We start from the raw sequence: 12,746 nt of genomic DNA, 5'->3' as shown, positions 1-12,746 counted from the left end.
CTGCGGACTCAAACTTCTATTTGCTGATTCTTTCGAGTATACTATAAAGAAAGATCAAGTATGAGAGTCAAAAGAAACGTACTCATCAAAAAGGTAACAAATGCGCAGGCTACTTTCGTAAGTAGCAGCCAACACTTTTTGATTTGTTTGCTTGTTGCTCCTATTTGCTTAAAATAAAAAAATGGAGAATCACTATGACAAATATTTTATTAGTAGATGATAGTGCACTGATCACAAGCGGCTTAAAAATTATTTTAGAAAGTACAATAGATTTTCAAGTAGTGGGTATTTGTCATGATGGGCGCACAGCCATTGATTTTTGCGGAAAAAATCAAGTAGATATCGTATTGATGGATGTCCGAATGCCAGGGATGGATGGCGTCACCGCTACGAAACAGATTACGGAAGAATACCAGATACCTGTCATCATTTTAACTACGTTTGATGAAGATCGTTATATAGAAGAAGGGATACGTAATGGTGCGAGTGGTTATCTGCTGAAAACGACTCCTCCTGAAGCGGTGATTCAAGCAATCAAGAGTGTATTACAAGGTCAAACGATTCTTTCGAAAGAAGTCCTTGTGAAGGCAACGCAACAATCAGATAACAAGAATCAGCAAGAAGCAGATCTCTCCTTATTGACGGAGCGAGAGCAAGAAATTGCCTACTTAGTCGCAAAAGGAATGACGAATAAAGTGATTGCACAAACACTATTTTTAAGTGAAGGAACTGTCCATAACAATCTTTCAATGATTTTAAAAAAACTGAACTTGGATCATCGTACTCAATTAGCGATCTATGTTCTCACAGGTGAGGTCATGACGTAGATGCAAGCAATCAAATTATCGATCAACTTACTATCGATCATTGGTTTGATCGGACTGGTGGTCTATCAAACATCTTCCATCATTTTGATGGTTATCATTAGTTTAAGCATGTTGTGGTTGACCTTTTTTTTCTTAGGAGAAAGTTTTCAAAAATATCGACCGTGGTTTGTTACTTTGCAATTGATTACTGTTCTATTGAGTTTGATTTTTGTCGAACAAGCAATTTTTCTATTGCCACTTTCCTTGATGCAAGGTTATTTTTGCTTGCAAAAGTCATGGGTACTTTTATTTGTAGCCTTAGTCAGTTATAGTGTTGGCAGCTTTTTTCTCTCTTCCTCACTTTATTTTCTCTTTTTACTATGGGTCAGTGGGATGATCAGTATCGTTTGGGCTGCGGAAAAAATGATGAAACAGCAAGAAGAATTAACTGCTTCTTCCGATTATTTACGGATAGAACGAAACAAGTTATCAAAACTCTTTTCACAAAGCACTTTGAATGCTGAAGCGATGCAAAAAGAAGCAACATTAGTAGAAAGACAACGTATCATCCATGAAATCCATGACCATCTTGGACACGACTTAACGAGTAGTTTGATCCAAATAGAAGCGGCGAAGGTCATCAATCGAGAACAACCGGAACAAGCGCATCAATTATTGAGCCAATCTGCTGATCGTTTGAGAAAGTCGATCAACGAAGTCCGAAATGTGTTACATGACGAGCAACCAAAGAATGAAACCTTGAATATCAATAAAGTAAAGGCAGAACTCCAACGTTTCTCCGAGGCTCACCAGATTATCGTGGATTTCCAATATAGCGGTTCTTTAGATAAAATCAGTCGCTTTCATTGGCAGGTATTGGCGGCGAATTTGAAAGAATTCTTGACGAATACGCTGAAATATAGTGAAGCTTCTACGGTGACGGTGCGCCTACATGTGTATCAAAAATTTTTACGATTTGAATCGAAGAACAATGGAAAAAGGGCATTGGACTATCGTAAAGGTCTTGGGATCGTAGGAATGGAAGAGCGAACGGCAATGTTGAATGGTAAATTGTTGATCGATGGAACGAATGGATTTCACGTCACCACGATTTTACCTTTTGATGAAGAACATGAGATTTCTAATTCGTAAGTCATGAGAAACTGTACTATTGCAGCTTCTCTTTTTTTTATAAAATAAAGGAAAGGAGTGATTAAATGAATATACTGAGCGTGCAAAAATTGACTAAAAAATTTGGGCAGAAAATTGCTGTGGACGGTGTGTCATTTGAAGTACCTGAAGGAACGATTTTAGGGTTGTTAGGACCAAATGGCGCAGGAAAGTCAACCGTTATCAATATGATTACTGGTTTATTGAATAAGACATCTGGAACAGTTCAGTTGTTTTCAGAAGAGATGACCGAGGGAAAAAGAGAGCTTAGGCGAAATTTAGGGGTAGTTCCGCAAGAGTTAGCGATTTATTATGATTTGTCTGCTGAAGAAAATGTTCGCTTTTTTTGCGGGCTTTATGGAATCAGGGGAGAAGAACTAAAAAAGAATGTGGAAGAGGCATTGAGAACGGTTGATTTGTACGAACGAAGAAAAGAGCGCCCGAGTGCGTTTTCTGGTGGGATGCAACGACGATTGAATATTGCAATGGCGATTGCCCATCGGCCTGCTTTACTGATCATGGATGAACCTACGGTAGGGATCGATCCGCAATCTAGAAATTATATTTTAGATGCAATTGAAAATATGAAAGAAAATGGTACAACGATCATCTATACGAGTCACTATATGGAAGAAGTCGCACGTTTGGCAGATGAAATCGTCATTATCGATAAAGGACAAGTGATTGCTATCGGTAGTGAGGAAGAATTAGTGAATCTCGTCACGGATAAAATCAATCTCCAAATCACTGTAGAGAATCCAGAGGCATTGGATATAGAAGAAATCAATACTATCAATGGAGTCATCAATGTTTCACTCGACAAACAACAAGTACAGATCGTGACGGTGCTTGAAAGCAAATTATTGAATCAAATATTAATGATACTGATCAAGCAAGAAGTTAGAGTAGTCGATGTACTGCAACAAGCTCCAGATTTAGAAACCGTTTTTCTTAGTTTGACTGGACGTAATCTACGTGATTAGGAGGAGTGAGTATGAATGAAAAAATAATTATCCGTACCCTGATACAAAACTTTCGTGAGAAATCCAATTACATTTATTATCTTGCTTTTCCGATCACGTTGATGTTTATTCTAGGGGCAGTCCTCCAAGGTGTATTCAATAATGATATAACCTCTGATATGGAGCCATTGACGGTGCAATATCAAGTAGAAGATCAAGAAGTTCGTGAGATATTCCAGCAAGTGACTTCTTTTACTGAAGGTGCTATTCATTTTGAAGAAGTGGCAAACGAAAAAGAAGGATTAGCGAATATAAGACAACAAGAAGCGGACGCTTACTTGCACTTTTCAGATCATGTCGAGGTGCAGAGTCGGGAATTGTCCAATGTAGAAAAAACGATTCTTCAAAGCTATCTAGTAGAAATCGTACAGGAAATCAAACGACAAAGTATTATTAAAGAACAGCACTTGCCGGCAACCGCTGGCTTAGTTTCAGAAAACCAGTTTACAGATGCGATCGTCGTCGATCAAGAAAATCAACGAGAAACTGCAACGTCCTACCAATACTATGCGATTGCCATGATCAGTCTATTTGTTTTATATTTTTCTGAAATTGGTCTGAGTATGTTTCGAGAGGCACGACAACATGGAACCGTGCAAAGAGAATTAATCACACCACTTGGCCGTAAAACAATCATTTTTTCGACATTTTTCGGTCACTTCTTCTTTGGGATGCTCGTGGTGTTGATCTTGATGCTCATCTCTCAATTTTTATTTGATGTTCCTTGGTATCTAAGGTTTGGCTTTTCTTATCTCAACTTAATCGCACTTATGGGCAGTTTTCTCGCACTCGGTTTATTTTTAGAAACCATTGGGGATCGTGATGAAAAAAGAATTGGTTCTGGCGTTACCCAGATATTTATTCAACTCACTGGATTTTTAGGTGGTGCCTATTTTCCAACGAATGAAACAATGATGGGGTTCTCACCATTAGGTTGGGTCTTAGCATCTGTCAGAGAAAGTTTGTGGACCGACAATCCCTTGCAATGGTTAGGTATCTATGGGAATTTTGGGTTATTGTTTGTTTTACTCATGTCGTCAGTCGTCATTTTAGATAAAAGGGAGGTATTCTAATGAGAGATATCGTTTGGATCGTTAGAGAACGGTTGGTTCTTTGGAAAAATCGACCATTGCAAATCTTGTTTCTTTTAGGAATTCCTTTCTTGAGTGTCGTCCTTTATCTTTTTGCTTATGGAGATCAAGAAACGAATCTACTGACGGTAGGGGTAGTCGATCAAGATCGCTCATCCTATAGTGAATTGCTTATTGAAAGTTTGGCAAAACGAGTCAGCGTTCAGGAAATTGGTTCAGTAGAAGAAATCGATCAAGTTCTTTCACGGCAAAATGCGGTGGCAGTTATCACAATCCCTAAAGGCTACCAAGAAAATGTTTCTGAAAATACGAAAATTTCTCTCCGGACATTCCAAAAAGGAGAGTTGTTGGAGAATGTCGACCGGTTGATCCAACGTGCGTTAGCAGAAGTTTCTAGTATCCATTTGTTAGCAGAAGCTGGAGGGGAGGACGAACCGCTTGAACGATTGAAAGAATCGACAGAAATCGAGATCAATCAAGTAGATCAAAGCGCAACGACCGAACGAATGTCTGTGCAAATCGTTGGCTTTTTGTTGATGATGCTTCTTTTCCAAGCTGGTAATTTTGGGACAACGACGATCCAACAAGAACGACGCAATAAAATTTATACACGTTTGATGACGACTTCGGTAGCTAAAAGCACATATTTTATCGGGACAACGATCTTTGCGACATTGGCTATGCTGATCCAAGTGATTTTAGCTGTTGTCGTCATGACAAGTCTATTCAACATCGACCCTGGGTTAAGTGCTTTTGACTTGATTTGCCTACTAAGTCTATTTAGTTTACTAGCGGTAGGTTGGTCGATTGCGATTGGTGTGCTTGCCCCAAGTACAAGTGTGGCAGCAGCTTTACAAAGTATCTTGATTACTGTCACAAGTTTACTATCGGGTGCTTTGATCCCCCATGAGGTGATGCCAGAATTGATGCAGAAAGTATCGATGGTCACTCCACAATATTGGATCTTGACGATTATCAAAAACTTCCAATCAGGCCAAACATGGGGAGGAAATTATAGAGAAGTGCTCATCTTGGTCATTTATATTCTATTCTTTCTGAGTTTGGCGATATATGGATATACGAGAAGAACAAGGCAAGAAGTATATAGCTGATCCAAAAAAAGCGTGAAGCAATTCATGGTGGATACGCCAAATTAGAAGAAAAGTAAGAGGCCGATACAGAAGTGTTTACCCTCGAGAAATAAGACGCCAGCCACGAAAATCGTTTTTCAAATTTCTGTGGCTGGTGTCTTATTTCCGAAGAGGTTACTTCTGTTCCCGTCTTTATTCGATTTTAGGTGGTACGAGAGGCTAATCTTCCAGTCACTTGTTTTCCTAAAAAGAACTGGCTAAGATCAGTAGAACCATCAAATCTTTTTTTGCATTTATAGGAAAAGAAAGGCGAACGAATCGCTTTACAAACTGTATACTCATTTTAACGACAGAAACAAGGAGGGATATTATGGGCATCAGCCAACGCATCAGAAATATCTTTAGTCAAAATCAGGAATCAACCTTGACCATTGAAAATCAACAAACTTCTTTAAATGAGTTCGACAGAACGGTCAAAGAAGAAGTAGAGAAAATTCTAAAACGTCAGACAGACGGGGATTGGTCAAGTAAGGAAGCCGCAATCAACCGCCTCCAACAAGCAGAAAAAATTGCAAACAATTGTAAAAACAACGGACAAAATGAGTTGACCGAACAAATAACTAAGTATTACGATAAAAATTTCTATTTATCGGATTATATACATTTATGGTTAAGTATCGATAAAGAAAAACTTGAGCAATTTCAGCAACAGAAAAATCGAACAATCGAAGCAAATGTTGATGCTAGTGTTCTTACGAATTTGGTTCAGTCATTAGAAGAAACCGTTGATATACGAAAGGGAATCCTCCACTTCTGCTTACAGAACCCAAACTATAATCGACCGCTAAAGGATGAGATCAGAGAGGAAGTGACTCATCGAGCGAAACCCAGCTTTTTTATACTTGATCCGATGGTCCAAAAATATTTGAAAGACATGGACAAGCAAGAAATCACCATCCCATCAGTGAATGCTCAAGAAGATCCCTTGACTAATCTTTCATCCAAGAGCGTATCAGAAAAAAAAGAACATCTGGAACAAGAGCATGTTGCTCGACGAGTAGGTGTATTTGAACAGGTGAGGGTTCAAAATAGAAAAATGACCGTCATAGAAAAAAACAAGGAAACCCCAGAATTAGGAACAGCGTCACCAAAAGATAATCAGAGTCGAAAAAATCAGTTATCATCAGTGCTGGATGCTAGCAAGAATAGCGCCAGACAAAGAAATAAGAAGGCTATTATCATCGCGAATAGGAAAGTAACCATTTATCAAAAGAAACAAAAATCAATGCATACTAGAAGACGATTCGTCTTTATTCGAAGTCAACTGAGAAAACTTAATTTCAGAAATCGACAAAAGATAAGTTTCTCAAAACAGCAAGCAAAAGCAAGTAAGCAAGTAAGAAGTAGACGAACCGATTACTTTAACTATCTTAGATAAGGGGAAAGCAAGGTGTAAAGTTTGTCCGATTGGATGATTGCTTTAATAGTAAATAACTGAAACGCTTGGCATTTTACTTTTTCTTAATGAATTATCCTAACAAAAGACAAATATTATAGTGAAAATTCTTCAAACTTTTCTTCTATTCTATATACATACCAACCAACAACCCTATACTTTTTCATTTTTACTCCTCAAGTAAAAATAAACTCCTAGACCGCGGCTACCCACCGCGGTCGCTTTTTTGTTCTATGATGAACTCCTGTGAATCTGCCACCGTTATCCTTATTTTTTGCTATTGTAAACGCTTGCTTTAAATTAGAAAATAAAGGAGCAAGTAAGAAACAAAAGATGATTTCTGTAGTGAGCAGATCGAACAATCAGTGAAAGGGGAATAAACATGATCAAAAAAGCAGTAAAAATGAAGTTGTACCCAGGATATGAAGCAGAGTATCTCAAAAGACACAATGAATTGTGGCCGGAGATGCGTGAAATGTTGGCTGAACATGGTGCGCACTCTTATTCGATTTTTCTTGATCCAGAAACAAATACTCTCTTTGGATATTTAGAAATTGAAGATGAAGAAAAATGGCGCCATGTACCAGAAACAGAAATCAATCAAAAGTGGTGGGTGTTCATGGAAGATCTGATGGAAACAAATCCCGACCATTCTCCAGTGACTGTCGAATTGAAACATGTTTTTGATCTACATCATAAAGTTTAAAGAAAAAAGCGCTGAAGAGGGCAACAAAGCCAGCTTTCAGCGCTTTTTTATCAAATAGGATTGATTGAGTGATCCTATTGTGTATTCTCTATTTCTTCTAACTCAAGACTTAGATTTTCCCATTCAGTCAACTTTTCTTCTTGTTGCTGATGGGCTCCATCAAGTGCTTGATTTAGTTCATTCAATTTGACATGATCATCTAATACAGCAGGAGAGACCATCTGTTGTTCAAGTGCTGCAACTGTTTCTTCTAGTTGAGCCATGTCTTCTTCGATCTGTGTGATTTTGCGTTGCAAGCTCCGCATCATCTTTTGTTGTTCTTTGCTTTGGAAGTAGGTGGACTTGTTGGTTGAAGTCGTGCTGATCTCAGGTTGTTCAGCTGCCAATAGCTCCGCAATTTCTTCTTCTTCTTTTTTCTTTTCTAAATAATAATCATAGTCCCCCAAGTAGACTTTGCTCCCATTTTCTGAGAGTTCAATGACTTTAGTGGCGATACGATTGATGAAGTAGCGGTCATGGGAGACAAAGAGTAGTGTCCCTTCATAGTCGATCAACGCATTTTCCAACACTTCTTTATTATCGATATCTAAGTGGTTGGTTGGCTCATCTAAAATCAAAAAGTTCTCTTGATTCATTGCTAGTTTCGCCAATGCGACACGTGCTTTTTCCCCACCACTTAAAAGAGGAATCGTTTTTTCAACATCTTCACCAGAAAATAAAAAAGCGCCTAAAATCGAACGGATATCTTTTTCTGGAACGGTTGGATGTTCATCCCACAATTCAGCTAGAATCGTTTTATTAGTGTGCAGTTCCGCTTGTCCTTGGTCGTAATAACCAATGCTGACATTCGTACCAAGTGTTTCTTTTCCACGGATGAAAGGCAACTGTTGGATGATCGATTTCAATAAAGTAGATTTGCCGATTCCGTTTGGTCCCACTAATGCGATTGCTTCTTGACGACGGATATCCAAGTTGATCGGTTCAGATAGCACCGTTCCATCGTAGCCAATAGCGGCATCTTCTACTTGCAAGACAACATTTCCAGAGGGTTTTGCAACGTTGAAGAGAAAATGTGCTTGCTTCTCATCCCCCTGTGGACGGTCTAATCGTTCCATTTTTTCTAGTGCTTTTCGACGGCTTTGGGCACGCTTTGTCGTTGAAGCACGTACAAGATTTCTAGCAACAAAATCTTCGAGTTTATTGATTTCTGTCTGTTGTTTTTCATAGGCTTTCCAATCAGAAGCTAATTGTTCAGCTTTCATATCTAAATATTTGGAATAATTTCCTTTGTAGTGACGCATCTTTTTCCGACTCAGTTCATATACCTCAGTCGCAACCTTATCCAAGAAATAGCGGTCATGGGAGACGATCAGAAGGGCACCAGTGTAACTTTGCAAATAGTTTTCCAACCAAGCAAGTGTCTCGATGTCCAAGTGGTTCGTTGGTTCATCCAAGATCAAGATATCTGGATGTTGTAAAAGCATTCTCGCTAAAGCTAATCTTGTTTTTTGACCACCAGATAACGTATCGATTCTTTGCTCGTAAAAAGACGGATCAAATTTGAATCCATGTAATACGGAACGAATCTCATTTTCATAGCTATAGCCGTTCTTATCAGAAAAATCATGTTGTAATTTATCATATTCTTTCAAGAAGGATTGATAAGCCGGCGTGTCAGGGGTACCTTCACTGATGAATACTTCAAGGTCACGCATCCGTTGTTCCATCAACCGTACGTCTTCAAATGCTTTTAACATCTCGTTCCAGACTGTTTCAGTTGAATCTAATCCTGTATCTTGGGCCAAATAACCAAGGGTAGCTGTTTTGTTTTTTGCGATATTACCTAAATCTGGCGCTTCGATACCAGCAATGATCTTTAACAATGTCGATTTACCGGCGCCGTTACGTCCGACTAAAGCGATACGTGCGCCCGTTTGGATCTCTAAGTGGATATTTTCAAATAAAATCTCTGCGCCAAAATGGCGAGCGATTTGATTGGCTTGTAATAGTATCATCGAATCCTCTTTTCTACTTTGTGAATTCTCCTAGAATTTCATGGTCTTTTTCTATTGTAGTCTACCACAAATTCATAGTTACTGCGAGGTTCTAAGAAGATAGGAAAATGAGAATAAGAATAAAAATTCACAATATACAAGCAACGAAATTGATTTTTTTGTGTAAGTACTGATATGATGTATAAATCGAGAAGAAATACAGTGGAGGTAATGAAGTGAAAGACCATGTAATTCCAAAGGCAACCGCAAAACGCCTGCCTTTATATTATCGTTATTTAAGAATCTTGAATAACGCAGGTAAGAAAAAAGTTTCATCAACTGAACTAAGTGAAGCAGTCCAAGTAGATAGTGCAACGATCCGTCGTGACTTTTCCTATTTCGGCGAACTAGGAAAACGTGGTTACGGTTATGATGTAGAGGACTTGATGCATTTCTTTGCAAAAACCTTGAATGATGACCAATTGACGAACGTTGCATTGATCGGGGTCGGTAATCTAGGAAGTGCCTTGTTGAAATATAAGTTTCATCAAAGTAATAGTATCCGTGTCAGCTGTGCTTTTGACGTGAACCCTGAAATCGTGGGTCGGATCGTTGATGGCATCCCAGTCTATCCGATGGATGACATGATCGAACAAATCAAGATCCAACAAATCGAAGTGGCGATCTTAACGATTCCTGCTGAAAATGCACAAGAAGTCGTGAATCGATTGACCGAAGCTGGGGTCAAAGGGATATTGAACTTTACATCTGCTCGACTCAATGCACCAGCAGAAGTGTTGATCCAAAATGTCGATTTGACGAACGAGTTACAAACTTTGATCTACTTCTTACATTCCGATGCGTCCTTGCACGAGAATGACGACAACGAATAATCGGAAAACAAAGAAGATTCAAACCGTAAATGACAAACTATTTTTCTGTTCACTAGAAAAAATAGTTTGTTTTTTTATAGTCCTTTTTAGAGATGGATAAAAATAAGAAATGTTTTGCTTCATTGGCGACTATTCAATTGGAAACTTAGTAAGATAAAAGCTGAAAACTTCAAAATTTACTATAGTGATATATTGTTTCTGTGTTATAATAATACTTCACCAAAAATTCGAGGGAATACGGGAGGATCAGCGATGCAGGAATATATCAGGATACATAATGCAAGGCAGAACAATCTGAAAGGGTTTGATTTACAAATCCCAAAAAGAAAGATCACGATTTTTACAGGTGTCTCCGGTTCGGGAAAATCTTCAATCGTTTTTGATACGATTGCCCAAGAAGCGGGAAGACAGCTCAATGAAAATTTCTCTAAATTTGTGCAAAATTTCTTACCTAAGTATAGTCAGCCAGAAGCAGACGCCATCGACAATTTATCCATGGCAGTTGTCGTAGATCAAAGTCGTTTAGGTGGGAATTCTCGTTCTACATTAGGAACGATCACAGATATCAATCCACTGATTCGCTTGCTTTTTTCTCGTATTGGGACACCACACTTAGGTCCCGCTTGGAATTTTTCGTTCAATGATCCTCACGGCATGTGTCCAGCCTGTGAAGGAATCGGGCGAATCGTTGGATTGAACTTAGATAAAGCGCTAGATTTAGAAAAATCGTTGAATGAAGGAGCGATTTTGCTTCCAGGCTACAAAGTCGGATCTTGGTTATTGAAGTCTTTCACGAACACAGGTTTTTTTGACAATGATAAGCCATTAAAGGACTATTCAACAGAAGAAATGGAAAAATTCTTGTATGCTTCAGGAGAAAAAATCGATTCGTTGTATATGGATGGAATGAGTTCGACCTATGAAGGATTAGTGGCTCGTTTCAATCGTTCAAATATCAAAGGTGGCAATGAAAGCTCTGCTGCGACCCAGAAAAAAATCGCAGCGTTCATGGATGAACAAAGATGTCCAGAATGTCAGGGAAAACGATTCAATCAAAAAGTGTTAGACTGCAAGATCAACGGGTATTCGATCGCAGATTTCTTAGGGATGCAACTGGATGAACTCCTAGAAATATTGCCTGGGATCACGGATGAAATGATCCAACCAGTGTTGAAAAATCTCCAATCACGACTGCAAGATCTGATCAATATTGGGTTAGATTACGTTTCTCTAGATCGGGAGACAGCGACTTTGTCGGGAGGAGAAAGCCAGCGAGTGAAAATGGTCAAGCACTTATCTTCCAGTTTAAATGATGTCATATATATCTTCGATGAGCCTAGTATTGGTTTGCACCCACGAGATGTCCATCGCTTAAATGAACTGCTGATCAAACTGCGTGATAAAGGAAACACCGTCATTGTCGTAGAACATGATCCCGATGTCATCAAAGTGGCTGATCATATTATTGACGTAGGACCAAAAGCTGGAAAAAATGGTGGATACATCACTTATGAAGGTAGTTACGAAGGGTTACTAGTTTCAGATACATTAACTGGAAAAGCCTTTGGACAAATGACAGATTTCAAACAGGAACCAAGAAAAACAGACAAGTTTATTGAAACCTCAAAATCGACATTGCATAACCTTAAAAATACTTCTCTCAGAGTACCATTAGGTGTTTTTACAGTGGTGACCGGAGTAGCTGGCTCAGGAAAAAGTAGTTTAGTTAACGGCGTATTTGCCAAAGAGTATCCGGAAGCAATCAATATCGATCAGTCTGCTGTTGCAGGGAATATTCGTTCCAACCCAGCGACTTATTCAGGGATCATGAACGATATCCGCAAGGTCTTCTCGTTAGAAAATAATGTTTCTGCCGGACTGTTCTCTTATAATTCAGAAGGGGCATGTGAAACTTGTAAAGGACATGGTCACATCAAGATGGAATTGTCTTTTATGGATTCTGTAGAGGTTCTTTGCCAAGCTTGTGGCGGTAAACGATTCAAAGAAGAAGTTTATCAGTACAAATTAAAAGAGAAATCGATCGATGAAGTACTGGCGATGAGTGTGACTGAAGCGGTGGCATTTTTTGAAGAAAAATCGATTCAACGAAAATTGAAACAAATTTTAGAAGTAGGGCTAGGTTATATGACGTTGGGACAACCGCTAAATACATTGTCTGGAGGAGAATGTCAACGGTTGAAACTAGCGAAGGAATTAAGTAAAAAAGGCAATATCTACATCATGGATGAACCCACGACAGGTTTACACATGGCAGACATCAAGAGTATCTTGGAAATCATCGAACGGTTGGTCAATAAAGGAAATACGGTCATCGTCATTGAGCATAATCTGGAAATCATGAAGGCGGCAGATTGGTTGATCGATGTGGGGATCGATGGCGGGATTCGTGGTGGCGAGATCCTTTACGAAGGAATACCAGAAAAAATCAGTACTTGTGAACAGTCGATCACAGCTCATTATTTAACGGGTGTTTAACTAAAAAGAAGTACCAGTCAT

The 12,746-nt window shown here is 38.9% G+C and carries 10 protein-coding genes; 9 read left to right on the top strand and 1 reads right to left on the bottom strand.

Features of this window, described 5'->3' with window-relative positions; translation table 11 throughout:
• Positions 1–194: 194 nt before the first annotated feature.
• The 7 genes from CUS89_RS11150 to rhaM all read left to right on the top strand — a co-directional run bounded on the left by CUS89_RS11150 (position 195) and on the right by rhaM (position 7,342).
• Entirely contained in the window at positions 195–827 is a 633-nt protein-coding gene (locus tag CUS89_RS11150) for a response regulator transcription factor (protein ID WP_104872187.1), read from the top strand.
• Positions 828–1,958, top strand: coding sequence for a sensor histidine kinase (locus CUS89_RS11145; protein WP_104872186.1), 1,131 nt, complete (start codon positions 828–830; stop codon positions 1,956–1,958).
• 65 nt (positions 1,959–2,023) lie between these two features.
• Complete coding sequence (locus tag CUS89_RS11140; protein ID WP_104872185.1) at positions 2,024–2,959, top strand: ABC transporter ATP-binding protein; 936 nt, start codon at positions 2,024–2,026, stop codon at positions 2,957–2,959.
• Between the two features lie 11 nt (positions 2,960–2,970).
• Entirely contained in the window at positions 2,971–4,071 is a 1,101-nt protein-coding gene (locus tag CUS89_RS11135) for an ABC transporter permease (RefSeq protein WP_104872184.1), read from the top strand.
• Positions 4,071–5,201 carry an ABC transporter permease gene (locus CUS89_RS11130; protein WP_104872183.1) on the top strand — a complete coding sequence of 377 codons (1,131 nt, stop codon included), beginning with the start codon at positions 4,071–4,073 and terminating at the stop codon, positions 5,199–5,201. The genes CUS89_RS11135 and CUS89_RS11130 overlap by 1 nt, the downstream gene beginning before the upstream one ends.
• A 349-nt stretch (positions 5,202–5,550) precedes the next feature.
• The gene (locus tag CUS89_RS11125; protein ID WP_104872182.1) at positions 5,551–6,618 is read left to right on the top strand and encodes a hypothetical protein; all 1,068 of its coding nucleotides are present in this window, start codon (positions 5,551–5,553) and stop codon (positions 6,616–6,618) included.
• Positions 6,619–7,018: 400 nt separating this feature from the next.
• Positions 7,019–7,342: an L-rhamnose mutarotase gene (gene rhaM, locus CUS89_RS11120; RefSeq protein WP_104872181.1), complete on the top strand. Its 324-nt coding sequence runs from the start codon at positions 7,019–7,021 to the stop codon at positions 7,340–7,342.
• Between the two features lie 74 nt (positions 7,343–7,416).
• On the opposite strand, the gene CUS89_RS11115 is transcribed toward rhaM, so the two are convergent.
• Complete coding sequence (locus CUS89_RS11115; protein WP_104872180.1) at positions 7,417–9,357, bottom strand: ABC-F family ATP-binding cassette domain-containing protein; 1,941 nt, start codon at positions 9,355–9,357, stop codon at positions 7,417–7,419.
• Between the two features lie 215 nt (positions 9,358–9,572).
• Here CUS89_RS11115 and CUS89_RS11110 point away from each other — a divergent pair, with 215 nt between their 5' ends.
• Positions 9,573–10,229, top strand: a complete 657-nt coding sequence (locus CUS89_RS11110; RefSeq protein ID WP_104776558.1) for a redox-sensing transcriptional repressor Rex — start codon at positions 9,573–9,575, stop codon at positions 10,227–10,229.
• Between the two features lie 252 nt (positions 10,230–10,481).
• A complete protein-coding gene (locus tag CUS89_RS11105; protein ID WP_104872179.1) occupies positions 10,482–12,725 on the top strand; it encodes an ATP-binding cassette domain-containing protein in 2,244 nt (747 codons plus the stop codon).
• Positions 12,726–12,746 lie beyond the last annotated feature (21 nt).

It is taken from the genome of Enterococcus mundtii, from assembly GCF_002947535.1.
In the GTDB taxonomy this organism is placed as follows: Bacteria; Bacillota; Bacilli; order Lactobacillales; family Enterococcaceae; genus Enterococcus_B; species Enterococcus_B mundtii_B.
The sequence above is the reverse complement of the archived record's forward strand: the minus strand, read 5'-3'. Positions and strand labels throughout refer to the sequence as shown.

Coding starts and splice junctions, on each gene's coding strand:
- CUS89_RS11150 (WP_104872187.1), top strand. CDS start 195: ATGACAAATATTTTATTAGTAGATGATAGTGCACTGATCACAAGCGGC.
- CUS89_RS11145 (WP_104872186.1), top strand. CDS start 828: ATGCAAGCAATCAAATTATCGATCAACTTACTATCGATCATTGGTTTG.
- CUS89_RS11140 (WP_104872185.1), top strand. CDS start 2,024: ATGAATATACTGAGCGTGCAAAAATTGACTAAAAAATTTGGGCAGAAA.
- CUS89_RS11135 (WP_104872184.1), top strand. CDS start 2,971: ATGAATGAAAAAATAATTATCCGTACCCTGATACAAAACTTTCGTGAG.
- CUS89_RS11130 (WP_104872183.1), top strand. CDS start 4,071: ATGAGAGATATCGTTTGGATCGTTAGAGAACGGTTGGTTCTTTGGAAA.
- CUS89_RS11125 (WP_104872182.1), top strand. CDS start 5,551: ATGGGCATCAGCCAACGCATCAGAAATATCTTTAGTCAAAATCAGGAA.
- rhaM (WP_104872181.1), top strand. CDS start 7,019: ATGATCAAAAAAGCAGTAAAAATGAAGTTGTACCCAGGATATGAAGCA.
- CUS89_RS11115 (WP_104872180.1), bottom strand. CDS start 9,357: ATGATACTATTACAAGCCAATCAAATCGCTCGCCATTTTGGCGCAGAG.
- CUS89_RS11105 (WP_104872179.1), top strand. CDS start 10,482: ATGCAGGAATATATCAGGATACATAATGCAAGGCAGAACAATCTGAAA.